This window comes from Streptomyces sp. TS71-3, assembly GCF_018327685.1.
In the GTDB taxonomy this organism is placed as follows: Bacteria; Actinomycetota; Actinomycetes; order Streptomycetales; family Streptomycetaceae; genus Streptomyces.
In genome coordinates this window covers 2557984-2583721 of record NZ_BNEL01000003.1, presented here as the reverse complement: position 1 = coordinate 2583721, position 25738 = coordinate 2557984, and the positions used below count along the sequence as shown (strand labels likewise).

At 74.8% G+C, this 25738-nt stretch carries 15 protein-coding genes and 1 pseudogene; 8 read left to right on the top strand and 8 right to left on the bottom strand.

All coding sequences use genetic code 11. The annotated features are described in order from the left end of the window. Positions 1–29: 29 nt before the first annotated feature. From Sm713_RS34995 to Sm713_RS34985, 3 genes are all read right to left on the bottom strand, one after another. Positions 30–1124 (bottom strand): esterase-like activity of phytase family protein, encoded by a 1095-nt coding sequence (locus Sm713_RS34995; protein WP_212913965.1) that lies wholly within the window; start codon positions 1122–1124, stop codon positions 30–32. Positions 1125–1313: 189 nt separating this feature from the next. Beyond that, the gene (locus Sm713_RS34990; RefSeq protein ID WP_212913964.1) at positions 1314–1565 is read right to left on the bottom strand and encodes a phosphopantetheine-binding protein; all 252 of its coding nucleotides are present in this window, start codon (positions 1563–1565) and stop codon (positions 1314–1316) included. Positions 1566–1639: 74 nt separating this feature from the next. After that, the gene (locus tag Sm713_RS34985) at positions 1640–2413 is read right to left on the bottom strand and encodes a thioesterase II family protein (RefSeq protein WP_212913963.1); all 774 of its coding nucleotides are present in this window, start codon (positions 2411–2413) and stop codon (positions 1640–1642) included. A 144-nt stretch (positions 2414–2557) separates the two neighbouring features. On the opposite strand from Sm713_RS34985, the gene Sm713_RS34980 reads away from it, so the two are divergent. Continuing rightward, complete coding sequence (locus tag Sm713_RS34980) at positions 2558–8383, top strand: non-ribosomal peptide synthetase (RefSeq protein WP_212913962.1); 5826 nt, start codon at positions 2558–2560, stop codon at positions 8381–8383. Between the two features lie 425 nt (positions 8384–8808). On the opposite strand, the gene Sm713_RS34975 is transcribed toward Sm713_RS34980, so the two are convergent. Both Sm713_RS34975 and Sm713_RS34970 read right to left on the bottom strand, forming a co-directional pair. Next, entirely contained in the window at positions 8809–12777 is a 3969-nt protein-coding gene (locus Sm713_RS34975; protein ID WP_212913961.1) for an SDR family NAD(P)-dependent oxidoreductase, read from the bottom strand. Continuing rightward, on the bottom strand, positions 12774–14021 hold the full coding sequence (locus Sm713_RS34970) for an MFS transporter (protein WP_212913960.1): 1248 nt from the start codon (positions 14019–14021) through the stop codon (positions 12774–12776). Before Sm713_RS34970 ends, Sm713_RS34975 begins: the two co-directional genes overlap by 4 nt. A 60-nt stretch (positions 14022–14081) precedes the next feature. On the opposite strand from Sm713_RS34970, the gene Sm713_RS34965 reads away from it, so the two are divergent. After that, positions 14082–15551 carry a class I adenylate-forming enzyme family protein gene (locus tag Sm713_RS34965; protein WP_212913959.1) on the top strand — a complete coding sequence of 490 codons (1470 nt, stop codon included), beginning with the start codon at positions 14082–14084 and terminating at the stop codon, positions 15549–15551. A gap of 107 nt (positions 15552–15658) precedes the next feature. Here the strand turns inward: Sm713_RS34965 and Sm713_RS34960 are convergent, their stop codons facing one another. Both Sm713_RS34960 and Sm713_RS34955 read right to left on the bottom strand, forming a co-directional pair. After that, the gene (locus tag Sm713_RS34960; RefSeq protein WP_212913958.1) at positions 15659–18430 is read right to left on the bottom strand and encodes an L-tyrosine/L-tryptophan isonitrile synthase family protein; all 2772 of its coding nucleotides are present in this window, start codon (positions 18428–18430) and stop codon (positions 15659–15661) included. A 574-nt stretch (positions 18431–19004) separates the two neighbouring features. Continuing rightward, positions 19005–20519, bottom strand: a complete 1515-nt coding sequence (locus Sm713_RS34955) for a GMC family oxidoreductase (protein ID WP_212913957.1) — start codon at positions 20517–20519, stop codon at positions 19005–19007. Positions 20520–20774: 255 nt separating this feature from the next. On the opposite strand from Sm713_RS34955, the gene Sm713_RS34950 reads away from it, so the two are divergent. The 4 genes and pseudogenes from Sm713_RS34950 to Sm713_RS34940 all read left to right on the top strand — a co-directional run bounded on the left by Sm713_RS34950 (position 20775) and on the right by Sm713_RS34940 (position 22807). Then, the gene (locus tag Sm713_RS34950) at positions 20775–21236 is read left to right on the top strand and encodes an Lrp/AsnC family transcriptional regulator (protein ID WP_212913956.1); all 462 of its coding nucleotides are present in this window, start codon (positions 20775–20777) and stop codon (positions 21234–21236) included. Positions 21237–21266: 30 nt separating this feature from the next. Continuing rightward, positions 21267–21500 (top strand): annotated as a pseudogene (locus Sm713_RS41865) (alpha/beta fold hydrolase); the annotation flags it as partial. Positions 21501–21591: 91 nt separating this feature from the next. Beyond that, positions 21592–22026 (top strand): alpha/beta fold hydrolase, encoded by a 435-nt coding sequence (locus Sm713_RS41005; RefSeq protein WP_249416889.1) that lies wholly within the window; start codon positions 21592–21594, stop codon positions 22024–22026. A 271-nt stretch (positions 22027–22297) separates the two neighbouring features. Then, positions 22298–22807 carry a DUF2000 domain-containing protein gene (locus tag Sm713_RS34940; protein WP_212913954.1) on the top strand — a complete coding sequence of 170 codons (510 nt, stop codon included), beginning with the start codon at positions 22298–22300 and terminating at the stop codon, positions 22805–22807. A gap of 42 nt (positions 22808–22849) precedes the next feature. On the opposite strand, the gene Sm713_RS34935 is transcribed toward Sm713_RS34940, so the two are convergent. Beyond that, positions 22850–23779: a dihydrodipicolinate synthase family protein gene (locus Sm713_RS34935; protein WP_212913953.1), complete on the bottom strand. Its 930-nt coding sequence runs from the start codon at positions 23777–23779 to the stop codon at positions 22850–22852. A gap of 150 nt (positions 23780–23929) precedes the next feature. Between Sm713_RS34935 and Sm713_RS34930 the strand changes: the two genes are divergently transcribed. Beyond that, positions 23930–24628: a FadR/GntR family transcriptional regulator gene (locus Sm713_RS34930; RefSeq protein WP_212913952.1), complete on the top strand. Its 699-nt coding sequence runs from the start codon at positions 23930–23932 to the stop codon at positions 24626–24628. After that, positions 24625–25605 (top strand): formylglycine-generating enzyme family protein, encoded by a 981-nt coding sequence (locus Sm713_RS34925; protein WP_212913951.1) that lies wholly within the window; start codon positions 24625–24627, stop codon positions 25603–25605. The genes Sm713_RS34930 and Sm713_RS34925 overlap by 4 nt, the downstream gene beginning before the upstream one ends. The last annotated feature ends 133 nt before the right edge of the window (positions 25606–25738 follow it).

Here is a 25738-nt window from a genome sequence, read left to right as displayed (position 1 = left end):
GCCGGCGCACGCGGGCCCGAGGCGCGGGCTCAGTGCCTCGGCAGGCGTGCGGTCAGGGCGTAGAGACGGGTGATCTGGGTCGTGCTCTGGTTGTCGTCGCTGACGAGCGTCAGCCGCAGCCGGCCGTCGAGGGTGTGACCGGTGACGGCCATGCCCTCGATGTTGTCCAGCAGCGGGTTGGGCTGCGGCTGGTTGTTGGGCGCGCCGAGGGACGGGCACGCCCCGATGTCGGCCAGCAGCTCCTTGTGCATGACGGTGACGTTCTTCTGGCCGGTCAGCTCGGTGACGCCGCTGACGTCGGTGGCGTGGGACGGGTCGGCCAGGTAGAGCCGTACGGTGTTGCCGACGCCGGTGGTGTAGCCGCGCTCCAGCACCAGCAGCCGGCCGTCACCGGCCGGCGCGATGTCGGACACGCCGAGGAGGCTGCCGTAGGCGTCGGTGTCGACGTGGTACGCGTACTGCCGGCCGAGCGTGAAGTCCCCGCCGAGCCCCTTGCGCTGCCAGGTCTGGAACCGCACGAGGCGCGTGTCGTCACCGGACAGCGCACCCTCCATGGACGCGACGAGGGTACGGCCGCCGGGCTGGAGCGCGAGTCCCTCGAACGTGAGGTTGGTGGTGGCGCGCCCGGCCGGAGCGACCCTCAGCATGTCGGGCACGGGCAGGCTGCCGAGGATCTTCGTGCCGTCGCGGCTGTAGCGGCGGATCGACGGCTCGGCCTCGGAGCTGATCAGCCGGGTGCCGTCCCGGTCGACGACGATGGCCTCGGAGTCGAGCGGCTGGCCCTTCTCGTCTGCGAGCGGGGCGACGTTCTCCGGCTTCAGGTCCAGCCCGTGCCCGCTCAGCGTGAACAGCGCCGAGCGGTCGGACAGCGCGTCCAGGGTGCCGTGCGCGTCCACCGCGAGCGCGGAGAGGTTGCCGACGAAGGTGCCGCCGAACGACGTCTCGTCGAGGGCGTCGGAGAAGCCGTCTATGCCGACGGCGGCGGAGCACCTGCCCGCGGACGCCGGGCCGGCGGGCGGATGTGCCGGGCCGCCGCCGTGGGCCTGGGCCCCTCCGGTGGTGGCGAGCGCGGCCACGGTGGTCAAGGCGACGGTCGAGGTGGACAGAAGACGTCTTATACGCACGGAGACACTCCATCTCGGGTGACGAGTAGCCGGTGGGCCAGGCGACCATCTCACGCCGGTCGTCCGCCCCGGAGGGTCAGGTCCCGCAAGCCGGCACGCGGGCGTTCGGGCCGTTCTCGGGTCCGGTGTCCGGCACACGGTGCGGCCGGCGCCGGCTCGGCGCGGAGCAGGCGGGTGCCGGCCGCGGTCTCAGGTCGCCGTGCCGCCCGCCGGCGCCGCCCGGCCGGCCACCGTCCTCGCGAAGGAGTCGATGTCGGGGGCGTCGAAGGCGTCCACCACGGAGAGTTCCACGCCGCACTCCTGCTGGGCCAGGCTCACGATCTGGAGGACGGCGAGCGAGGTGGCCGCGAGGGTGAAGAAGTCCTGGCGCACATCGAGGGCGTCGACGCGCAGCACCCGGCGCACGATGCCGAGTACCTGCTCGTAGGTACCGTCCTGCATCGGGATCCTCCGTCCCTTGGGGGCCGCCGCGGGGGGCCCGAGCGGTCAGGTGCGGCCGCGGGGCTGGCGAGCGGTCAGGTGCCGCCGGCGGGCCGCGGCGCCGACCGCAGCGTCCCCACGATCCGGGACACCACGTCCTGCTTCGCGTCCCGCACGAAGAAGTGGTCGCCGTCGACGACGTGCAGCTCGAAGGGCCCGGTGGTCCTGGCCGACCATCCGCGCACCCGGTCGGCGCCGACCACCCGGTCGTGCCGGCCCGCGAACGCCGTGAGGGGGCGGGCGAGCGGCGGTCCCGGCCGGTATTCGTAGCGCTCGCACCACGTGAAGTCCGCGCGCAGCACCGGAAGGAGCAGTTCCATCAGCTCGGCGTTCCCGGCGATCTCCGGCGGGGTGCCGCCGCGGTCCACGAGCCGGCGCAGGAACCCGGCGTCGTCGAGCGTGTGCAACCGCTCACCGTCACGCGGGGCGTCGGGTGGCGGCTCGGCGGAGACGAACAGCGCCTGGGCGACCGCTCCCCGCCGCTCCTGAAGGGCGCGGACGAGCTCGAAGGCGAGCAGCGCTCCAGCGCTGTGCCCGAAGACGGCGAACGGCAGGTCGGTGTACGGCGCGACGGCGCCGACGAGTTCGTCGAGCAGCGCGGTGAAGTCGGTCACCAGGGGTTCGTCGAAGCGGTCCTCGCGCCCGGGCAGCTGCGCGGCGCACAACTCCACATCGGGCGGCAGCAGCTCCGCCCAGGGCAGGAACGCCGAGGCGGCCGAGCCGGGGAACGGCATGCAGAAGAGCCGGTAGCCGGCGCCGGGGCGGCGTACCCGGCCGAGGCTGGGCGTGTCGAACGCGAACGTGGCCACCCGGTCAGCTAACCACACCGGCCCGTTACGGGGGAACGGCACAAGGACCCCTCAGGGCCCACCGGATACCGGCCTCGGGCCGCCGGCCCGCTGTCCGGATTCGTCCGGTACACCCCTCCGAGCCCCGCTCGTACGATGACGCCCATGGACCGGTGGCCACTGTCGTACAGCCAGGAAGCACTGTGGTTCCTCTGCCAACTCCAGCCCGACAGCCCCTTCTACAACATGTCGCGGGGCTACCGGCTGCGGGGCCCGCTGGACCGCGGGGCACTGGAGGAGGCGCTCGCCGACGTGGTGGGCAGGCATGCGGCCTTGCGGACCAGGGTCCTCGACCGCGGCGGGCGTCCGGAGGCCGTCGTCGACCCGCCGCAATCGCGGATGCCCTTGGAGACGGCGGACCTGTCGGGGCTGCCGGCACCGGAGCAGGACGCGGAGCTGCGGCGCCTGGGCGGGGAGCTGGCGCGGCGCCCGTTCGATCTGGCCCGTGCCGTCCCGGTGCGGGCCCGGCTGGTCGCGCTGGGCGCCGGCGAGCACGTGCTGCACGTGGTGTTCCACCACATCGCCATCGACCGCTGGTCCGCTGACCGGATCTTCGCGCCCGAGCTGGCCGAGCGGTACACGGCGCGCCTGGCCGGAGGCCCGCCGCCGGGCGAACCGGAGGAGCAGTTCTCGGACTTCGCCCGGTGGCAGCGTGAGCACCTGACGCAGGAGCGGCGCCGGGCACAGCTGGCCTACTGGCAGGAGGCGCTGACCGGCGCCCCCGCGGTGCTGGAGGTGCCGGGCGACCGCCCGCGACCGCCGGTGCCGTCCCACCGCGGCGGCAGCCAGGCCTTCGGGCTGCCCGAGGACGCGGCGGCGGGCGCCCGGGAGCTGTCGCGGCGGGCGCGCACCACGGCGTTCATGACCGTGCTGGCGGCGTTCGCCGTGGCCACGGCTCAGGCGAGTGGCGCGGAGGACCTCGTCGTCGGCGTCCCGGTGATGAGCCGGGGACGGTTCGAGCACCCGGACCTCATCGGGATGTTCGTGGGCACCCTGCCGCTGAGGATCGACCTGCGCGGCGCCCCGACGGGCCTGACGGCGCTGCACCGGGTGCGGTCGGCGGTGCTGGGCGGTCTTACGCACGGGGACGTGCCGTTCGAGGACATCGTGGCCGCGCTGGACATCGAGCGCGACCCGTCCAGGAACCCGCTCGTCCAGGTGCTCTTCCAGTTCGAGGACAGGCCCCCCGGGGGCCGGTTCACCGCCGGGGACCTGTCCGCGGAGCCGGCCCCGCTGTCCGGCCGGTCCATCCGGTTCGACCTCGAACTCCACCTCTGGACGGAGCCTGACGGCTCGATCCGCGGCAAGGCGTCCTACGCGCAGGACCTGTACGACCCGGAGACGGTCGAGGGCCTGGTACGACGGCTGGGCGCCGCCCTGTCCGGCATGGCCGCCGACCCCGACGCCCCGCTGCCCGGCCTCGGCGCACCGGGAACCGGAGTGCCCGGGACCGGGGCGCCCGCCGTTGCCGCGCGGATCCGCCCGGCCGAGGAGCCCCGGGCGGACCGGCCCGCGGCACCGGAGCCAAGTGCCCTGCCCCGCACCCCCGAGGAGCGGCTGGTCCTGGACGTCTGGCGGGATGTGCTCGGGGCCGGCGGTCTCACCCGCGACGACAACTTCTTCCATGTCGGGGGCAGTTCGCTGCGCGCCGCCCGGGTCGCCGCCCGGCTGCGGCAGAGCCTTGAACTCGACGTGCCGCTGCGCCTGCTGCTGGAGCACCGCACCGCGAAGGACCTCGCCGCGGCGCTGCCCGGCGCCCGGAAGGCCGCGGCCGACGGGCCGGACCCCGCCGTGCGGCCGGAGCGGCCGCCGCTGTCCTTCGGGCAGGAGCGCCTGTGGTTCCTCGACCAGCTGGTCCCCGGCAGCACTGCCTACGTCCTCGGCACCGGGCTCCGGCTGGAGGGCACCCTCGATCCGGCGGTGCTCCGCCGGGCGCTGACGGAGCTGGTCCGGCGCCACGAGGCTTTGCGCACCGCCTTCCCCGCGGACGCCTCCGGACGCCCCTGGCAGGCGGTGGCGCCGGCCGGTCCGGTGGACCTGCCGGTGGTCGAGGTCCCCGGAGTGCCGGACGAGGACGTCGGCGAAGCGTCCGTTCGGCTGGCCCGCGAGCGGATCACGGGCGGGTTCCCGCTGGCGACGGGACCGCTGCTGCGTACCACGCTCTTCCGCTTCGGGCCGGCCCTGCACACGCTGGTGCTGCACGTGCACCACTCCGTCTGCGACGCGGTCTCGCTGGGCGTGATGGCCCGTGAGATCGCGCTGTTCTACACGGCGTTCGCCGCCGGGCAGGTGCCGGAGCCGGACGAGCCGCCGTTGCAGTACGCGGACTACGCCGTCTGGCAGCGGCGCCGGGCCGAGACCGGCGAGGCCGCGGACGACCTCGCGTACTGGCGCGGCCGGCTGGCCGACCCGGTGCCGCTGGACCTGCCCACCGACCGGCCGCGCCCGGCGGTGCAGTCCCTCAGGGGCGGCCGGTACACCTTCGAGCTGCCCGCCGGGCTGACCGCCGCGGTGCTGCGCCCCGGCGAGGACGGCACGGGCACCCCGTACACCGTGCTGCTCGCCGCGTACGCGGCCCTGCTCGGCCGGTACGCGGACCAGGACGACGTCTGCGTCGCCACGCCCGTCGACGACCGGAGCCGGGCGGACCTCGAACGGGTCGTCGGGTTCTTCGCGGACACCACCGTCATGAGGATCGACCTGGGCGGCGCCCCCTCCTTCCGCGACCTGCTGCGGCGCGTCGGCGACACCTTCCTCTCGGCGCACGAGCACCGGGACGTGCCGTTCGAGCGGCTGGTGGCCGAGCTCGCCGGGGAGCAGGACGCCAGCCGCAACCCGCTGGCGCAGGCGGCGCTGGTCTTCCACGACGCGCCGGTGCCCGCGGTGCGCCTGGGCGAGGTGTCCGCCCGGCCGTTCGGCCTCGCCAATCCGGCCACCCGCTTCGACCTCGAACTGCACGTCCGCGTCTCGGGCGACCGCGCCCGCTGCCTGTTCACGTACGCGGCCGACCTGTTCGACGAGGCGACGGTCGCCCGCCTCGCGCGGCACTTCGTCCGGCTCCTCGGCGCGGCGCTCGCCGACCCGGACCCGCCGCTCTCCCGGCTCGACCTGCTCGCGCCCGAGGAACGGCACCAGGTGCTCACGGCGTTCAACGACACCGGCGCCGACCTCGGGCCGCCCGCCGCCCTGCACGAGCTGGTCGAGGCCCAGGCACGGCGAACGCCCCGCGCACCGGCCGTCGTCATGGGCGGGAGCCGGCTCGACTACGCGTCGCTCGACACCCGCGCCGACCTCCTCGCCGCGCGCCTCGCGGAGGCGGGCGCAGGACCGGACCGGATCGTCGCGGTCTGCCTGGAGCGGTCGTTCGAGCTGGTCGTGGCGGTGCTTGCGGCCCTGAAGTCCGGTGCCGCGTTCCTGCCGCTGAGCCCCGACGACCCGCCGGGCAGGCTCGCCGGCCTGCTCGCCGACGCCGAGCCGTGTGCCGTGGTCACCTCGGCGGAGCTGCGCGGCAGACTCCCCGAGGACCCGGCGTGCCCCGTCCTCGACGCGGCCCGCACCGGCGCCGTCCGGGAGCCGTCCGGAGGCGCGTCGGGCGTCCCGCCGACAGCCGGATGCGCACCGGCACCGGCGGAGGCCGGCCGCGTTCCGGACTCACCACGGGAGGGTGGGCGCGCGGAGGTCACACCAACGGAGGCCGGGCGCGGAGGAGTCGTGCCGGCGGCGACCGGGCGCGCGGAGGTCGCGCCTCACCACGCGGCCTACGTCCTGTACACCTCCGGGTCGACCGGGCGCCCCAACGGCGCGGTCAACACTCACGAGGGCATCGTCAACCGGCTGCGCTGGATGCAGGCCGAGATGCCGCTCGGCGCGGACGACGCCGTGCTGCACAAGACCCCGGTCACCTTCGACGTCTGCGTCTGGGAGCTCTTCTGGCCGCTGGTCGCCGGGGCGCGCCTGGTGCTGGCCGAGCCGGGCGCGCACCGCGACCCGGTCCGCCTCGCCGGGGTGATCCGGGAGCAGCGGGTGACCACGGTGCACTTCGTGCCGTCCCTGCTCCGCCTGTTCCTGGCCGAGCCCGGGGCCGCGGACGCCTGCGGGTCGCTGCGCCGGGTGCTGTGCAGCGGCGAGGCGCTGGATCCGGGCCTCCAGGAGCGCTGCCGGCGGGCGCTGCCCGGCGAGCTGTACAACCTGTACGGCCCGGCCGAGGCCGCGATCGACGTGACCTTCTGGCGGTGCCCGCCCGGCCCGCGCCCCGCGGTGGTGCCCATCGGGAGGCCGATCGCCAACACGCGGCTGTACGTGCTCGACCGGCACGGGCGGCCGGTGCCCCCGGGCGTCCCCGGGGAACTCCACATCGGCGGCGCGGGCGTCGCCCGCGGCTACCTCAACCGACCCGAACTGACCGAACAGCGCTTCGTGCCCGACCCGTTCGCCCCGGAGAGCGGCCGCCTGCTGTTCCGCACGGGCGACCGGGTGCGCCAACGCCCCGACGGCGTGCTGGAGTTCCTCGGCCGCCGCGACGACCGGGTGAAGGTGCACGGGGTGCGGGTGGAGCTGGGCGAGGTCGAGGCGGCGCTCGCGGCGCACCCGGCGGTGGCGGCGGCCGCCGTCGCCGTCCGCGAGGACTCCCCCGGTGAGCACCGCCTGGTGGGCTACGCCGTCCCGGCGCCGCGGGTGGCCGGGCCAGGCACCGCCGACGATGCCGGTGGCGAGCTCGCCTCGCCCGAGCAGTTCTCCCGCGACCTGCTGTGCTTCCTGCGGGGCCGCCTGCCGCTGTCGATGGTGCCGTCGGCCCTGGTGCTCCTCGACGAGCTCCCCCTGTCGCGGAACGGCAAGACGGACCGGCGCCGCCTGCCCGCCCCGCACGCGGCGGAACGGGTCGCCGTGCCTCCGCGGGACGCCACCGAGCACGCCCTCGCGGATCTGGCCGGGGAGCTGCTGAACACCTCCGCGGTCGGCGTCACGGACGACTTCTTCGCCCTCGGCGGGAACTCGATCCTCTCCGCCCGCCTCATGACACGCGTCGAGCGGGCCTTCGGCCGCCGCCCGCCGCTGGCGGCCTTCCTCCGGCAGCCGACGGTGGAGTGGCTCGCCACCGCCGTACGCGGGCGCGCGGACCCCGTACCGGCGGGCGACGGCGTGGTCCGGCTGCGCGCGGGCACCGGGGGCGCCCCGCCGCTGTTCCTCTGCGCACCGCTGGGCGGCGGCGTCTCCTGCTACCGGGACCTGGTCCTGAGCCTGCCGGACGGGCCACCGGTGTACGGGCTGCGGGCGCCCGGCCTGGACGAGGGCAGCAGCCCGGAACCCGACCTGTCCCGGCTCCTCGCACGGCACGCGGCCGCGGTGCGCGCGGTGCAGCCGGCCGGGCCCTACCGCCTGGCCGGCTGGTCGTTCGGCGGGGTCGTGGCGTTCGGCGTGGCCGGCGAACTCGCCCGCGCCGGCCTCCCCGTGGCACCCGTCGTCCTCATCGACAGCTATCCGGAGACACCGCACCCCACACGGGAGCGCGCCGCGGCCGACTTCGTGACGGCGTTCCTGCGGGAGCAGGGCCTGATGGCCACCCGCCCGGCGCCTCCCGCCGGTGCCGACGGCGATCCCCTCGCCTGGATCCTCGGCCGGCTGCGGTCGGCGGGCCTCTCACCGGCCACCGTGGACGACGACGCGGTCGCCCGCTACTGGCAGGTGTACGCCACCACGGCCGAGGCCGCCGCGCATTACCGTCCCACCCGCCACTCAGTCCCCGTCCTGCTCCTCCGCCCCGCCCGCCCGGGCCGCCCCGACGCGCCCGCCACCCACGGCTGGGACGCCCTGGCGGAGGGCCCCGTGGACGTACGCGGAATACCAGGCACCCACTTCACCGCCCTCACCAGTGAACCCGCGAGAACAATCGCCCGGTCCCTCACCCCATGGCCCCACCCGCCAACACCCTGAGGGGCAAAACCGGCGCAACGAGGAAGCACCCCCGCCGGGAGGGCGACGACCCGACGGCGTCGTCAAGGCCGCCCAAGCCCGCACGGGGGAACCGCACACCGCACACAACCCCACACCCCCGGATGGGCCGGGGCGCAGCCTTACAAGGGGCGCGGGGAACTGCGCGAGCAACCACCCACCCACCGACGGTCCGGACGCGACAAACCCAACCCTCCGGGACGGCGACAACCCACAGCCTCATCAAAGACCGCCCAAGCCCACACACGACGACGCCACACACCGCACACAACCCCACACCCCCGGATCGGCCGGGGCGCGGCCCTACAAGGGACGCGGGGAACTGCGCAAACACCACGGCCCACCCGCGGGCAACGAACCCCAAGCCCCACCACCCCGGTGGCAACCGGCCTCCCGGAGGCAACCGGTCACCCCTCCCCCAGCACACCCGCCAACCCCCGAACCGTCGGATACCGGTACAGCAGCCGCAACGGCAACTCCCTCCGCAGCCGCGAGGCGACCTCGCGCTGCGCCCGTACCGCGGACAACGAGTTCCCCCCGACCTCGAAGAAGCTCTCGTCGCGCCCGATGAACGCCCGCCCCAGCACCGCGCACAGCGCCTGAGCGATGTCGCTCTCCAGGCCGGCCGCGGGCGGCTGCGCCTGGTCCTGCCCACCCTCGCGCAGCGCGAGCCGCGCGAGGACCGCGGCGTCGGCCTCTCCGCCCGCGGTGCGCGGCAGCGGTGACGCGGCGGCGACGAGTACCGGCACGTCCCCGCCGCTCGCCGCCAGGGCCGCCCGCCGCACCCGGTCGGGCTCCTCGGCCCCGGTGTAGCCGACCAGCACGGCCGGCCTGGTGGCCGCGTCGACCAGGTGGGGGCTCACCTCGGGGTTGTGCGGGTCAAGGCCGATCAGCAGGTGCCGCTCGGCCATGGCGCGCACCGCGGTCAGCGAGCCCAGGCCCCGGGCCGGGGTGATCGGCCGGAAGCCGCGTGCGGCGGCCACGGCGGACGCCGGCCCTCCGGCGTTCATGCCGACCCCGCTCCACTGGCTCCAGGCGAGCGCCCGCACGTCCCGGCCCCGGGCGGCCGACCAGGCGGCCGCGAACGCGTCCTGGAAGCTGCTGGCCGCCGCGTACGCGCCGAAGCCCGTGCCGCCCATGCGGCCGTTCACCGACGAGAAGAGCAGCAGCCAGGCGTCGGGGCGGTCCTGGAGCAGCCGGGCCACCGCGAGCGTTCCGGCCACCTTCGGTGCGAACACCTCGCGGTACACGTCGAGGGATTCGCGTTCCACGGTGTGCGCGGCGATGTCGTCCCACTGGCCGTGCTGCGAGCGCCCCGCCAGATGCAGCACGCCCGCCAGCGGCCGGCCCCAGGCCCGCTCGCTCTCCGCCACCGCCGCGGCCAGCGCGCCGGCGTCGGTGACGTCGGCGCGGGCGTAGCGGACCTCGCCGGCCGCGCCCGCGGGGACCAGTGCCCCGATCCGGTCGCCGGTCGCGTCCGTGCGCCCGAGCAGCAGCACCCTGGCGCCGTGGTCGGCCACCAGGTGGCGGGTGATCTCCCTGCCGATGCCGCCGAGGCCGCCCGTGACGGCGTACATCCCGCCGGCGCGGAAGGCGGTGCCGGGGCCGGCGTCCTCGGGCACGGCGACGGGTACCAGCCGCGCTGCCAGCCGGTGCCCGCCGCGGTAGCGCACCACCGGCTCCCCGGGGGTGCCGAGTTCGGCGCGGAGCGCGCCGGCCAGCGCCTTGCGGGCCGCCTCGTCCGCGGCGTCGACCAGCCGGACCGTTCGGCCGGCCCGCTCGGTCGCCATGCTCCGCACCAGGCCGACCAGCGCCCCGTTGGCCAGGGAGCCCGGCGCGGCGCCGGAGGGTGCGGGCACGGTCCCGTCGGGGACGGCGGTCGCGACCAGGAGCGGCACCGCGGACCATCGGCCGTCCGCCAGAGCCCGGGCCAGCCGGGCCACGGAGAGCGGTCCGCGGCGCAGGCCCGCGTCGAGGTCCTCGGGGTCGCCGCCGGTGAGCGACCAGGCGTGCACGATCCCGCAGAGCCGGTCGTGGTCGCGGCCGATCTCGTCCAGCAGCGCCCGGTACGCAGCCTCGTCCTCCGGGTCGATCCGGTAGCCGTCAGGGTCCCGGCGCAGCCGCCCGCCGCGGTCGGCTGCCCTGACCACGATCAGCGGCCCTGCCGCCCCGTCCGCCCAGCTCCCGGTGGCCTCCTCGCCGGCGAGGAGCAGCAGCGGCCCGGCGCCCGCGGCCGCGGGCGCCGCGGGCAGCGGCGCGTCCTGCCAGGCCGGCGCGGAGAACCACGGCGGGAGCGTCCGCGGGCCCTCCTCGGCCACCTCCAGACGGCGCAGACGGTCGTCGAATCCGCCGGAGGTGTAGGACGCCAGGAGCCGGCCGCGCTGGATCTTCCCCGACACGGTGCGCGGGAACTCCTCCGCGGCCAGCGGCACGATCCGGTACGGGGCGAGTCCGGTGCGCCCGGCGACCGTGGCCCGGATCGCGCGTGCCGTCCCCGCCTGCCGCCGTGCCCGTTCCCGCGCCGTCTGTCGTCCCGGGTCGGCGTCCTGGTCGGCCACGAAGAAGACCAGCAGGCGGTCGGTGCCGATCTCGGGCGAGAACAGCCCGCAGACCGCCGCGGACGACGGTGCCACGCCGGGGACGGACGCCACCACGGCCTCGATCTCGTGGCAGAAGTGGTTGACGCCGTTGACGATGATGGTGTCCCGCTCCCGGCCCGCGATGACCAGTCCGCCGTCCCGCACGAAGGCCAGGTCCCCGGTCCTGAACCAGCCGTCCGCGGTGTAGGACTCGGCGTTCGCCTCCGGGTTGCCGAAGTACCCGCTCATCATGGTCGCGCCGGTCACCTCCAGCCGGCCGACCCGGCCCTCGGGCAGCGCCTCGCCGCGCGTGTCCACGATCCGCAGCCGCGCTCCCGGCACCGGGGAGCCGACCGAGGTGAAGGTGACGGTCCGGCGCGTGCCGGGTCCCGCCGGCCGCACCACCCCGCTCAGGGAGTCCTGGTCGAGGACCACCACGGCGCGGTCCGGGTGGTCGCGGTGCATCCGGGTGTGGGTCATCGCCGAGGCGGTCTCGGACATCCCCCAGGACGGCACCATGGCGTCCGCGGGCAGCCCGTGGCGGCCCAGCAGGGTGAGGAACTCGTGCGCGGTCCTGCTGACGATCGGCTCGCCGCCGTTGTAGACGTTGCGCAGCGCGCCGAGGTCCCACCGGCCGTGCTCCACCTCCTCGGCGTGCCGGTTGACCAGCGCGAAGGCGAAGTTCGGGGCGAGCGTGTTGGTGGCGCGGAAGCGGTCGAGCCAGTCCAGCCAGTCCAGCGGGCGTGCGGCGAACATGTCGGGGGTGGCGTTCACCTGGGCGCAGCACAGGAACACGTCCCGGGTGTGGGTCATCACCGAGCCCATCACGTGGTCCATCGCCAGCCAGTTGACGGTGACGTCGTCCTCGGTGAGGCCGTGCTCCACGCTGTCGCCCCAGCTGCGGGCCACCAGCGAGCGGTGGTCGTGGCGCACGCACTTGGGCAGCCCGGTGCTGCCCGAGGTGAGGAGGTTGAGGGCCGGGCTGTCGGGGCGTGCCGGGAACCAGTCGCCGTCCCGGGGCCCCGCCATGGTGTCGGCGAGGGCGGCCGCCCGGACCGGTTCGCCCCAGAGCGCGGTGAGCGTCTCGGCGGTGGCCGCGGCGTCGAGGTCGGTCAGCAGGAGCGGCCGGTCCAGCAGCGACCAGGTGTTGCGCAGCCTGCCCGCTCCGTACTCCTCCTCCGGAACGACGGCCAGCGGCGCGGGCAGGAAGCCGCCGAGCACGCACGCCCAGTAGGCGGTCACGAAGGCGCGGTTGGCGGCGAACTGGAAGAGGACCGAGTCGCCCGGGCGGGCGCCGAGGGCGCGCAGGCCGCCCAGCGCGCGTTCGGCGTCCGAGAGCAGCTGCCGGTAGCCGAGGTGCTCGCTGCCGCCTTCCGGGGACAGGAAGGTGATGCCGCGCTCCGGCGCACGCTCGGCGGCCCGCGCCAGCGCTGCCTGGAGCGTGGGCGGGTAGCCGGGCGGCAGGTCGAGGCGGTCGGTGCCCATGACCGCGGGCCGTCCCGCCCTGCCCTCTGGACCGGTCTCGGGGCCGGCCGCGGGACCGGCCGGGTCCCCGGCGAGCGGATCCGCGGTGGCCTGCCCGTCCCCCGCCGGTGCGGCGCCCGCCGTCCCCTCGTCCTCCACCGCGGGCGGTGCCGGGAGCAGCCCGTCGAGGTGACGGCCCGTCAGGGGCAGCGGGTCGCGCCAGGGCAGCACGGCGGCATCGGTCACCTGCGGCAGCGCGAGCACGGCCGACCTCACCTCGTCCAGCGCCTCGGCCGTGGGCCGGGCGTCAGAGGCACCCCGGGACTCGTTCATCGTTCCCTCCTGTTGCGTTGCGGCATGGGTGGCGTTGTCGTACGGACCGCGCTCAGGGACCTCCCGAACGGGCCGAGCCAGAAGAAGAGCGTGATCACGAGCATGAGCAGGGCGGAGGCCGCGTACACGGCGGCGATGTCCCCGGTCGCGTGGATGACGGTGGCGCCCACGGTCGCGCCCACCGGCTGCGCCGACCACGCGAGTACCTGCCCGGTGGTCTGCACGCGCCCCAGCAGGTGCTCGGGTACGGCGGTCTGACGGTAGGTCAGGGTCTGGACCGCGTAGACGGTGGGCAGCCCCGCTGCACAGGTCCACAACAAGGCGCCGAGCACGAAGTGCGTGCTGGCGGACATGCCGAGGACGAGGATGCTCCAGCAGGTCATCACGCCGAGCGTGGCCACCGGGAACGGCACCCGGTCGGCGATCCGGCTCGACGTCAGCAGCGCCACGGCGGTTCCGGCGGCACCGCCCGCGTAGAGCACCCCGACCCGGGCGTCGCCGGCGCCCAGCCGTTCGTGGGCGAAGAGCACCAGTTGGGCGGTGACGGTGGACCCGATCAGGTTGTACAGCGCGGCGTGCAGGGCGATCACGCACAGCGCCGGATCGGCGCGCACATGGCGCAGCCCGGTGGCGATGTCGGCGGCGACCGAGGTCCGTGCCGGGGCCCGCGGTGCGTTGAACGGCGTCCGGACGGCCCTGAGCATGGCCGCCGCGATCCAGAACGAGACGGCGTCGACGACGAAGACCCCGGTCACCGGCACCCCGCCGCCGATCAGCGCACCCGCGAGCAGCGGCCCGACCACCTTGGCCGCCGCATAACCCCCGCGCAGGGCGCCGTTGGCCCGCGCCAGGCCCCGTCCGGACACCAGGCCCGGCACCGCGGTGCCCTCGATCGCCGACGAGGCGATCCCCAGGCTGGTGTTCACGAACGCGACCGCGTAGACGTCCCAGACCACCAGCGTGCCGGACGCCGCGAGGACGGGCAGGACCGCGATGGTCAGCCCCCGGGCGACCACCGTGCCGATCATGACCCGCCTGCGGTCCACGCGGTCGATCCAGGCGCCGATCACCAGCCCGAACAAGAGGTACGGCAGGAACCCGGAGACCGTCGTGAGGGCCAGCTTGAGCGGCGATCCGGTGAGCCGGAACACCAGCAGGGGCAGCCCGAACGACGTGAAAGACGATCCGAGATTGGATATCGTCTGAGCGGTCAGGAAGAGCCGGTAGTCGCGTCGCCGCGCCATACAGCCAACCTCCGTGAGTCGGTTCCGGCGGGCGGGGCCCAGCGGAAGGTGGTGCCGCGCGTGACGTCCCCACAGGCCTCCTCCGTCTCCTACGGGGAGCGCATCGGGCAGCTCGCCGGCGAGCATCCGGACGTCACCGCCGTCCTGTCGGTACGGCCCGACGGCAGCGGATCGGGGCTCAGCTGGCGCGAGTTGGAGTCCCTGACCAATGTGGCCGCGCGGGGCCTCGCTGGCCTCGGTGCCACCGCGGACACCACCGTCGCGATCGCCCTCCCCGCGGGCCTGGACCATGTGGTGGCCACCATCGCCGCCTGGAAGCTCGGCGCCCTCGTGGTGCCCCTGGACCCGCACTCGACGCCCGCGGAGCGCGCCGCCCTGACCTCCGTGCTCGGCGAGCACCTGCTGGTCGGAACCAGTCCGGGTGCGGTACCGCCGGGCTGGTGGCGCGGCAGCGAACACGCCGGCACTCCCCTGCCCCCGGGGGCCGCACCGCGCTCCGCCACGCTCACCGGTGGCACCACGGGGCGGCAGCGCGCCATCCTGCGGCCGCGGCCGTGGACCTACCGGCCGGGAGCGTGGCTCGCCCCGCACGACCGCGCCCAGGGGATGCGCCTCGGGCAGACGCAGCTGGTGCTGCTGCCGCTCTACCACACCGCGTTCCAGGCGCTCTACCAGGGCCTGGCCCTGGATCACCGGATCATCCTCATGGAGCGGTTCGTCCCCTCCCTCTTCCCCCGGCTCGTCGAGGAGCACCGGGTGAGCTACGTGCGCATGGTGGCGACGACCATGCGCATGATCCTGGACGTGCCGGGCCTGCGGGACCACGACCTGTCGAGCATCGAGACCCTGCACCACGGCGCCGGGCCCTGCCCCGAGAAGGTCAAGCGTGCCTGGCTCGACCTGGTCGGCCCCGAGCACGTCTACGAGATCTACGCCAACCAGGAGCGCGCCGGCCGGACGGCGATCCGCGGCGACGAGTGGCTCAGGCGGCCGGGCAGCGTGGGCCGTCCGACCGGCTGCGAGGTGCGCGTCTACCACGAGAGCGGCCGCCTGCTGCCTGCGGGCGAGGTCGGCGAGGTCTATCTGCGCACGCCGGGTGTGGGGCAGCCGCGCTACCTGGGGGACGGCCCGCCGCTGCCGGAGCGGGACGGCTTCCTCAGCGTCGGCGACCTCGGGTACCTGGACACCGACGGCTACCTCTACCTCGTGGACCGCAAGAGCAACGTCATCAACGTCGGCGGGCAGAACGTGTACCCGGCCGAGGTCGAGGGCGTGCTGCTGGAGATGGACGGCGTCGCGGACGCCGTGGTGACCGGCCGGCCGCACGACTACCTCGGGCAGTCGGTGCATGCCCTGGTGGTGCCGGCCGACCCGGCACGGCCGGTGACGCCCGAGGCGGTCGACGCGTACTGCCGCGGGCGGCTGTCCCCGGCGAAGGTCCCGCTGACGTGCCAGATCGTGCCGAGCGTGCCGCGGAGCGGCACTGGCAAGGTCCCTCGCGCCCGGTTGCGGGAGTCCGGGCAGCACTGACGCGAGGTCGGCCGGTTCTGACGGGAAATCAGCGCGTTCCGGCGGGAGATCGGCCCGTTCCGGTGGGAGGTCGCCCCGTTCCGGCCGGCGGCGCGTCCGCACGCCGCTCACTTCCGCCGCAGCCGGACGGTGCGCAGGAACGCCGGATCGATCCGGTTCCCCGACCCGTCCGGCGCCGCCCCGGTGACGGTCACCGGGACCATCGCGAACGGCTGCCGGGTGCCGAGGAGGGGCGAGTAGAGCGGTACGAAGCCCTGGTCGAGGAGCGCCACCGCGAAGTCGTTGCAGACGATGCCGCGGGCGTCGATCGCGCCGGTGCCGTGCGAGCAGAACAGCGGTGCCCCGCCCAGCAGGTTCATCCCGGCCTTGCCGGGCACCGGCCGGGTGGTGGCCTGCACCGCCCCCAGCACCACCCGCTCGCGGTAGCCGATCTGCGCGTCGGCGTGCCGGGTGGCGACGTACTCGGCGGCGTCGTCCCAGGCCGCGCGGAGGATCCCCTTGCGGGCCGCGATCACGTCGGGGGCCGCCCGGTCCTCCGACAGGTCGTACAGGTCCACGTGGACGGCCTTCCACCAGGCCGCGCCCGGCGCGGTGCGGCCGGGGGCCGGAGTGTCGCAGGGGGCCCGGCCTGGCGTGGCTCCGGGAGCCGCGGGCTCGGGCATCGGCACGGAGAAGACCAGGGAGCGGAACACGTCGACGAAACCGCCCCGCCGGTCGCGGCGCCTCACCTCGCGCAGGGTGCGCAGCGGGCCCTCCGTGATGTCCAGGTCGCGCAGGGCGGCGTGGTACTCCGCCACGATCCGCGACCTCAGCGCGCGCTGCCGGGCCACGTACCGGGGGCCGTTGTGCCGCTCCGCGAGTTCGTCGTAGTCGGCTATCTCGATCGACGGGCCGGCGACGCCCACCTCCTCGGCGTACCGCCGCAGGGTCGCCATGCCCTCGGCTATCCGGCCCGCGTGGTGGCCGCGGTAGTGGTGGCCGTCCGTGGCAAGGAAGAGCCGCAGGCCGGGAGCGTGGACCCACCGGACGGCCGCGGCGAGTTCCAGGATGCGCACCAGCATGGCCAGTTCACCGAGGTCGGGCAGGTGGCCCACGGCCTTGAGACCGCTGTGCGCGAACTTGCCGGGGAAGAACGGCAGGCACACCTGGACGGGCTCTCCGCGCCGGACGAACGGCAGCATCTCCCGCAGCGCCTGCTCGACGGGGTAGTGGGAGCTCGGCCCGAGGCGGAACTGCTTGCGCTGGAGGATGTGGTGGACCAGCCAGGCGGCCCGCTCGCCGGCGGTCAGAAGGGCGGCCGTGCGCCGGCGCAGCATGTCCTCGGCGTGGCGCGCGGTGCGGTCGGCGGACGCCAGCGCGCCGGTGACCAGGTGGTCCACGAACTCCCGGGTCTGCTCGGCCGTCCACCGGACGGCGTGCCGCTCGATCACCGGATCGTGCCGGAGGGTGTCCAGGTGGAGTGCCGACAGCCGGGTGGCGGCGCACAGCGCCGGGCCGGGCTGCTCGGCCATGCGCAGCGCCGCCGCCGACCGCGTCTCCAGGCTCCGTACCGGGACGGCGCGGTCCGGACCGTGCGGTCTGTCTCCGGCGTCGCCGGCCCCGCCGGCGGCGGCTCGGGCGCCGTCCGCGTCGCCGGCGCCGGCCGGGCTGACCACGACGATCCTGGCGTCGGGGAACCGCCGTACGAGCGGGGCCCAGTCGACGTCCCCGGCCTGCCCCGGACCGCCCGCGACGACGCAGCCGACCGGGCGCGCCCGGTCGTCGAAGCGGGCCAGCGCGGCGAGCGCGTCGGGCTCCGCGCCCCCATCCGACTGCGGGACGAGCACGATCGGCTCGACGACCCCGTGCCGGGTGAGCGCGGACGCGTACCGCTCCGCCGTGACGCCCTTCGGGCTCAGGAACAGCACCTCACCGCCGGCGTGCCACACGTCCCTGCTCAGCCGCGCGAGGCCCGCCGGCAGCTGTCTCGCGCCGGTGGGCAGCGGGCCGACGAGGACCACGGGCTGGGGCCGGTCCGGCCGGGCCCGCAGCCCGCGCGCGCCGTGGCGGACCCTGTCCAGCAGGGCCGTGAGGGCGCGCTCCTGCCCGGCCGGCACGCTGTGCACGGCGTGGGCGTAGCGGGCGCCCGTCCTCAGCAGGCGTGCGGTGTCCGGGCGCAGGAACCGCAGTTCGGCGCTGAGCTCCGCGTCGAACAGGGCCCGCGCGTCCGGGCGTCCGTCCGGCCGCTCCCGGTGGAAGGCGAGTGCCAGCGCGTCGAGCGCGTCCATGCCCGCCCCGGGAGGGTGCCGTGCCGACCAGGCGGGCAGGGCGCCTGGGTCCGTCCCGGCCGCCCGTGCTGCCTCCAGCGTGGCGGGACGGGCGAGGGCGAGCGAGCCGGCTCGCAGCGCGTACGGGGCGAGCCCCGGCAGCAGCCGTCCGGTGGGGCTCAGGTCGGGCCGCAGCTCGAAGGCCACATCCGGGTCGTGCGGATCGGCGAGCACCAGGCCGTAGTGGTCGAGCGCGGTGCGGAAGACACGGACGAGCGGCCGGACGAAGTGCGCGAGCACGGCCTCTAGTTCGCCGTCGGCGGGGCCGCCCTGGCAGCCGTCGAGGGCCTTGCGGAGCAGGCCGGGGCGCCCCGCGAGGTCCCGGGCCGTCACCGCGAACGCCCCGTCCAGGTCGGCGGGGCGGCCCGGACCGGCACCGCCCGGCGCCGCGGCGGGGGTGCCGGGGCCCGCCGGCCGGCCACCCGCGTCGTCCGGGGGCGCCATGTGCAGGCGCAGCACCGGGTTGTCACGGATCAGGCGCCGGACCAGGGAGTCCGGCGCAGGCGGCGACGGAGGGCGGTCCGGCTCTCTCCGCGAGCCGTCGCTCCCGTCGCTGCGGACGTTCTCTCCCATCGGTCGAGCCCCTCCCGGCACATGGCGGCTCGCCCTCCCCGTGTCTCACCCGTGCGCGGGTACCCGGTCGGAGGGCTCCCCAGCAGCCTGCCCGTCTCCCACCCGCACCACTAGGTCGTGTCCGGCGGATCTTCGTGGGCCCGCGACTCCCTCACTGCCTGAAGGGCGTGGGTGGGGGTACCTCCCACGCCCGTTTTCAGGGCAGTGGGGGAGTGCCCCCAGCACCGCACCTCGCCGCGTTGTCGGAGTCAGCCGAGTACGCCCAGTACGAGGACGACCCTCCGCCTTGCGATGCACGGCACCAGACGCCGCAGGCTGATCCACGAAGATCCGCCGGACACGACCTAGCGGCACGCAGGCCCTCCTCCACCGCAGTCCACCACCCGGCGACGGTGGCCGCCGGCACGCCGTTCCTCCCCGTGCCGCCCGAGGACCGGCCCACCGCGCGCGGGTGCCGTTCCGGCAGAACCCTGCCGGGGACATTGTGCGGTGGGAGCGTTGTGTCCGCGTTGCAAGCGGGTTGCGGTGCAGGTGGACGGGGCCGGAGCGAACTCCGCGCTCCGCTCGGGGGGTGTCAGGCTGTCAGCAGACGCCCGGCCTGCTCCCCGATCATCACCGTCGTCGCGTGCGGGAACGCCCTGGTGATGGCCGGCATCACGGAGGCGTCCGCGATGCGCAGGCCGTCGACTCCGTGCACGCGCAGTTCCTCGTCCACCACCGGACCCATCGCGCAGGTGCCGGCCGCGTGGAAGTAGGGCAGCGCTGCGTCGCGGACGAACGCGGCGGTCTCCGCCCGGTCCAGCCTCCGGTCGGGGACGGCCCACCGCTCGGTGATGTCCGCGAAGGCCGGGTCCGAGGCCAGCTCGAACCCGATGTCCACGGCCTCGACGAGGGCGTCGACGTCGGCCTGTTCCGCCAGCAGGTTCGGCTGGATCTCCAGGCTGCCGTCCGCGTGCATCGTCAACCGTCCGCGGCTGCGCGGTGCGGCGAGTCCGGGGAAGATACAGAATCCGTTCTCGGGCGGTGCGTACTGCTCGCCGATCTCCGGCGAGACGAAGGGGATCTGCAGCGTCACGAACATCAGATCGGGCCTTGCCGACCCGCCGGTGCTGCGCAGGAAGGCGACGCTGCCCTCCAGGTTGTTCTTGAGCGGCCCGAGCGGCTCCGCCGCCTCCAGGCAGAGCCCGGCCGCGAGGACGTGCTCCTGGAGGTCGCGTCCGACGCCGGGCAGGTCGGCGACCGCCTCGATGCCGAGGTCCGCGAGGTCGTCCGCCGGGCCCACACCGGAGCGCATCAGCAGCCGCGGAGTGTCGATGGCGCCCGCGCAGAGCACCACCTCGCCGCGTGCGACCGCCCTGCTCAGGTGGCCGTCCACCGCGTACTCCACGCCGGTGCAGCGGCCGCGGGAGAAGGTCAGCCGCCGCGCGTCGGCGCCGGTCGCGACCGTGAGCCGGTCCTCGTCCGCCAGCGGGCCGACGAACGCCTGCCACGGGTTCTCTCGGCGGCCGTCGCGGACGTTCAGGGTGGACGGGCCGACGCCTTCCGCGGGGCTGGTCGCGTCGTCCAGGTAGGGCAGGCCCAGCGACCGCCCGGCCCGGATGAGGGCCGTCGCGACCGGATGGAGGCCGTGGGCGCGCTCGACGTGCACCGGCCCGCCGGCACCGTGCAGGGGGCCCGCGCCGTCCTCCCAGTCCTCGCTGCGCCTGAACAGCGGCAGGACGGAGTCGTAGTCCCAGCCGCGGTTTCCGGCCGCGGCCCACTCGTCGTAGTCGTCATGCTGACCGCGGGTCCACAACATGCCGTTGATGCCGCCGGATCCGCCCAGCAGCTTGCCGCGGGGAAGCGGGAGGACGCGGTCGTGGGTCGCCCGGTGGGGCTCGTAGTGGTAGCCGTAGTCGTACGCGGCGCCCATGTTCTCCATCCAGCGGGTGGGCTCAGCGAGGCTGCCGGTGTCCGCGCCCCGCTCACCGGCCTCCAGCACCAGCACCGTCGCGCCGGTCTGAGCCACCAGGCGCCCGGTGACCGCGCTTCCCGCGGATCCGGCGCCGATGACCACGTAATCGAATGCCCGGGTGTCTTCTACCGTCATGAGCCCGTCCAACGGTCGGGTCCCTCCGGGTGATGAGGCTCCGTACCGAGGAGGCGCCCGTCTCCCGAAGGCGGCTGCGGAGAAACGGAATATCACCTTCCAAGCTACCGCGGTCCGGCGTCCGCACCGCTCCCGGCCACTGACGGTCGCCATCCCTGCCGCGACGTGTCCGGCGGTGCCGCCCGTGCCGATGACCGTACGAGGACGGGGCCGGCCATCCGTATATGGTTCGGGTCAGGAGGTGTTCTCGGGGCCATGGACGAGCTCGACAAGGCGATCCTGCGGGAACTGCAGGCGGACGCACGCAAGACGAACCGCGACGTGGCCGCGACCGTCGGCGTCTCCCCCACCACGGCGCTCGACCGCACCCGGGCGCTGCGCAAGCGCGGTGTCATCCGCGGCGCCGTCCTCGACGTGGACCTCGCGGAGATCGGACGCCCCGTCCAGGCCCTCATCGCCGTCCGCGTCCGGCCACCGTCACGTGCCGTCATCGAGGGCTTCCGCAACTGGGTCACGGGACTGCCGGACATCCTCGGCGTCTACGTGACGACGGGCACCCAGGACTTCATCCTCAGCGTCGCCGTCCGCGACAACAACGCCCTCTACGCTTTCACCATCGACGAGCTGACCAAGCGCCGCGAAGTCGCAGACGTGCACACCTCGATCGTCTACGAGCACATCACCAACCCGCGCATCACGCCCCTGGAGGGCTCCTGACGCGGAGGGGCCGGGTATACGCTCCGGCGCATGCCGAACCCCACCGTGTCCTACTTCGCCGGCCGTGACGGTGCCCGCCTCGCCTACCGGGAAGTGGGCGGGGGCAGGCCTCTGGTCCTGCTGCACGGGATCGCGGGAGACGCCACGCTCTGGCTGGGCCACGGAAAGGCCGAGGCCATCGCGGCACGCGGTCACCGCGTGATCATGCCGGATCTCCGCGGGCACGGCATGAGCGCGAGGCCCCACGACGCCGCCGCCTACCCCCTCGACGTGCTGACCGACGACGGCCTCGCTCCTCGAACACCTGAAACTGGACGACTACGACCTCGGCGGATACTCGTTCGGTGCGCGCGTCGTGGTGACCATGCTGGTGCGGGGCGCAACGCCCAGCCGAGCGGTCGTCGCGGGCCAGGGGCTGCGCCAGGTGCTCGGCTTCGGGGGCGGGACGGCATCACTGCTCAGGCGGGTATTCGGCGGATCGGAGACGTTCGAGCCGGGCTCGCCGGAGGAGCGGACCGCCCGGTGGTTCCGGTCGAGCGGGGTGGACCCGGTCGCCGTGCTCCATGTGCTGGACTCGCTCCCCGGCACGCCCGAGGAGGACCTCGGCCGTATCCGAGTGCCGACGCTCGTGGCGATGGGAAGCGAGGACGAGCGCGCCGATTCGGCCGAGCAGCTGGTCGCGGCGCTGCCGCACGGCACGCTGGCCACGGTGCCCGCAGACCACTCGACGGCCGTCGCCGCGCCGGAGTTCGTCACGGCGGTCCTGGACCTCCTCGCCGGCGGGCGGTGACCGCACCGTCGTAGCCCTTACGGCCCCGGAGGGCGCCGGTCGGGCAGGACCGGTCAGGCTCGGCCGGCAAGGCACCGAACATCACGGCAGGTGACCGACCGGTTCTCCGTGCATCCGACTGGGATTTCCGCAGAATCGCCGTACCAAGTTCGCCCAGGTCCAGCAATTATCCTCACCTGCCGAATTAGATTCGGATTCTCTGCGCGTCCTCGTATCCATGCCTAGCATCGCCGCGTACTTCCGTACGTGGCATCAGAGAATGGAGGCGCAGATGACGCTGACGACCGAGGCCGGGCTGCCCGGCGGCGAGCCGGGCGCCGGCACCGTCGGGTTCGCGCCCGAGGAGGTGGACCTGAGCCTGTCGACCCGCGCGGCCCGGCTGAAGTGGGTGCTGGTGGTCGACGAGGCTCTTCCGCCGGGGCGGGCCGCCAACGCGGCCGTCTGCGCGGCTGCCCCCACGGCGACACAGGTGGCCCACCTGCTCGGGGTGGACGTCACGGACGCGGAGGGAGCCGTCCACCCGGCCCTGCCCTGGGTGGGCTGCACGATCCTGGCCGCGGACCAGGCCACGCTGCGCACGATCCGCACCAAGGCGGCCGCCGCCCCCGGCACCTTCGTCGCCGACATGCCCGCCCTCGCCCAGAGCACCAACGTCTACGACGACTACCGGGCCGCCATGGGCAAGGCCGGGGCGGACGACATCGACTACTGCGCGATCAGCATCGTCGGCCCGCGCAACCGCGTGAACCGGCTGGTGGGCAAGCTCCCGCTGATGTCCTGAACCGGTTGCGGCGAGCCCGGCCCGGTCGCAGGAGCCGCACGGTCACAGCAGTCCGGCGGTGACCAGGTGCGCCCGGACCCGGGCCACGGCCGCGTCGTCGAGCGGCACCTGCGGCGCCGCGGTGGCGGCGGAGTCGATGAGGCCCAGCAGCCGGGCCGCCGCCTTGAAGGCGCCGAGCGCGGACGAGCTGGGGCCCATCACGGCCGGGTCCCCCGCGTCGGTGAGGGAGAACAGCGCCACCAGCCGGTCCTGTTCGGCCTTGGCGGCGGCCCAGTCTCCGGCACGGGCGGCCTCGTAGAGGCGTACGTATCCATGCGCGTCGACGTTGCCGAGGCCGGGCACGGTGCCGTCGGCGCCCGCCAGCAGCGCGCTGTCGACGGTGAGTTCGGAGCCGGTGAACACCGAGAAGTCGCGCGTGCGCGCACGCAGGTCCACCAGCAGGCGGCGCAGCGAGCCCTCGTCTCCGCTGGAGTCCTTGAGCCCGGCGAGCGTGCCGTCGACCGCGAGGCCGAGCACCACGTCACGGGGCAGCTTGGTGTGGACGGCGACCGGGATGTCGTACGCGAGCAGCGGGAGGTCGGCGCCGGAGCGGATGCGCCGGAAGTGGTCGGCGATCTCGACGGGATGCGTGCGCGTGTAGAAGGGCGCCGTGGCGACGAGCGCGTCCGCGCCGGCCTTGACGGCGTCGGCCGCGCGGTCGAGCACACGGGCGGTGGTGGTGTCGATGATCCCCGCCAGCACGGGGACCCGGCCCGCTGCCGTGTCCACGGCCGCTTCGAGCGCGGTCAGCCGCTGCGCGTCCGTGAGATAGGCGGCCTCACCGGTCGACCCCAGCAGGAACAGGCCGTGCACCCCGGCCCCGACCAGGTGTTCCGTGAGCCGGCGCAGCGAGGGGACGTCGACCTCCCCTTCCCTGGTGAGCGGGGTGATGACCGGCGGGACGACTCCTCGCAGAGGCGCGGGACAGGACATGTGACACTCCTGATCATACTGTTGTGCGGCACCCGGGCCCCGACGCGGCTCGCCATGCCCTCTCACGGGACGTAGGACGTAGGATGTCCTACGTCACTTACAGTGAAACGGTGAGGCGTGAATGTCAAGGGCGGACGAGAGGGGACAGGTGTGAAATCGGTCGCCGCCGACACCGAGGAGCGGATCAAGGAGCTGATCGTGGAGCGCGGGCTGGCCCCCGGTGACCCGCTGCCCACCGAGACCGAGCTGACGGGGGCCTTCGGCGTCAGCCGGAACTCCCTGCGCGAGGCGCTCAAGTCGCTCCAGGCCGTGAACATCATCGAGATCCGGCACGGCTTCGGGACCTACGTCGGCACGATGTCCCTCGAACCGCTGATCGAGGCCATGGCGTTCCGCACGGTCGTCGGGCACCGGCTGGGCCAGGAGAGCCTGCTCGAACTGCTCCAGATGCGCGAGGCCCTGGAGGCGGGACTCATGTACGGGCTGGCGGGCAGGCTGCCCGAGGAAGACCTCGCGGAACTCGACACGCTGGTCGCGAGGATGCACGCCGAGGTGCGGGAGACAGGCGAGATCGCGTCCGCGACGGACCGGGCCTTCCACCGCGCGCTCCACCGCTCCCTCGGCAACGAGCTGCTGAGTGAACTCCTCGACGCGTTCTGGAGCGCCTTCCACCGGGTGCGCGCGCAGGGCCTGCGCACGGCCGCCGAAGGGCAGGAGCTGGCCCAGATGCACGGCAGGATCGTGGAGGCCGTCCGCACCGGAGACGCGGGGGCCTCGGAGTCGGCCGTGCACCGGCACTTCGACGACATCCGCAGCCGTCTGACGCAGGCTCACAAGGAGAGCATATGAGCACCGACACACCGGCTGCTTCGACCGCCGGGCACGCGTGCTGCGCACCGGCACGCGAGGGGGAGCCCGTGCCCGGCGGGAGCGCCGCCGGCCACCTGGGATCGGCACGCCGCGGCACCGCAGCCGCCGCCGAACCGGCCGGGGGGTGGCGGGCACTGCCCGGCGGCGCGTTCCTCATGGGGAGCGAGCGGAGCCCCTACCCGGGCGACGGGGAGGGCCCGGTGCGCGAGGTGGTCCTTGACCCGTTCGAGATCGCCGCCACCGCGGTGACGAACGCCGAGTTCGGGGCCTTCGCCGCGGCGACCGGCCACGTCACCGACGCGGAGCGGTTCGGCTGGTCCTACGTCTTCGCCGGTTTCCTCCCGGACGGCTTCCCGCCGACCCGCGCCCCCGCCCGGACGCCCTGGTGGCGGCAGGTGTACGGAGCGAGCTGGCGCACCCCCGAGGGGCCCGGGTCCGGCGTCAGGCGGCGCGCGGACCACCCGGTGGTGCACGTCTCGCACCACGACGCGCTGGCCTACTGCGCCTGGGCGGGCACCCGCCTGCCGACCGAGGCCCAGTGGGAGTACGCGGCGCGCGGCGGCCTCGTCGGCAAGCCGTATCCATGGGGCGACGAGCGTGAGCCCGGCGGGGAGCCCCGGATGAACGTGTGGCAGGGCACGTTCCCGCACCACAACACCGCCTCCGACGGCTACCCCGGCACCTGCCCCGTCGACGCCTTCCCGGCCAACGGCTACGGGCTGTTCAACATGACCGGCAACGTCTGGGAGTGGTGCGCCGACCGGTTCAGCCCCGGCTTCCACAAGCGCGGGCCCCGCGAGAACCCGGCCGGCCCGCCGGTGGGCGAGGGCAGGGTGCTGCGCGGCGGCTCCCACCTGTGCCACGAGTCCTACTGCTTCCGCTACCGCACCTCCGCCCGGATGGGCAACACTCCGGACAGCTCCAGCGGCAACACGGGTTTTCGCTGCGTGCGCTGACGTGCGGTGCCCGGGCGCTGGTGTCGTCCATTGCGGCACGCTCCGTCAAGGACCCTGGTCCGTCCAGGTGAGCGAGGGGCCGCGACTGCGGCATCCCGCGTCCGGGCCCCTCTAGCGTGCGGATATGGAACCC